The sequence below is a fragment of the Oleiphilus sp. HI0079 genome (genome assembly GCF_001635105.1).
In genome coordinates, this window is sequence record NZ_LWFT01000073.1 from 1 (window position 1) to 742 (window position 742).

The window sequence follows — 742 nt, forward strand, 5'->3', positions numbered from 1 at the left end:
CGGCACCAATCCGCTCGGGCATGTTCTTTTTATAAACCTTCACTCTCTCCATGCCGCAACTCGGAGAGTCTTTTTTTAGAATGTAGCCACATAGTTCTTGATGCCAATGCGCTTGCTGCTCGGCGTTATCTCGCAGCCGCTCAGTGACGTCGTGGCCTTCGGTTTTGGTACCGACCGCACGAATGCCGTCTTCGGCCTCAACCAGTCGAATTGTTTCTCGTGGGGTGCCTAGTCCAATGGCCATTTCAGGGCAAAAAGGCCGAAAGGTAAAGAACTCGCCAAGCGTCTTCGTAATGTAAGAGTGATGTTTATGTCCAGTATCAAAGCGGACCTGTTCACCGAGTAGGCAGCTACTGATACCAATCTGAATGCGATCCTTATCCGGAAAAGCCTCTGCGGTATGTTGCATTGCTGGGGTCGAAGTATTCGCTTCGCTATTCATACAGTCTCCTTGGCTATTTTCCATATTTGAACAATTCGCTTGATTCTACGATGCATCACTCGCAGCCGATTGATTACTGGCGCGAACGTCGTAAAGAAGTTTAGTCAGAACTGATCGTTTTGCCGCGTTTGTTTCTCCACCAAGCGCTGGTGTTCGCGCCCAATACCAATAACGAGGGCGTCAACAACAGGGTCAGCACCGTAGCAAAACCCAAGCCCCCCGCAATGGCGCTTGATAGTTGTCTCCACCACTGTGTTGATGGCGCACCGAAGCTTACTTCGCGACCAATAAAATCAATAT

The 742-nt window shown here is 49.9% G+C and carries 2 protein-coding genes; both read right to left on the bottom strand.

Going from position 1 to position 742, the window contains the following annotated elements:
- The coding region (locus A3750_RS01095; protein ID WP_197474782.1) for a DUF523 domain-containing protein at window positions 1-442 on the bottom strand (442 nt) is incomplete at its 3' end.
- A 100-nt stretch (window positions 443-542) separates the two neighbouring features.
- The coding region (locus A3750_RS26670) for a hypothetical protein (protein WP_231871663.1) at window positions 543-742 on the bottom strand (200 nt) is incomplete at its 5' end.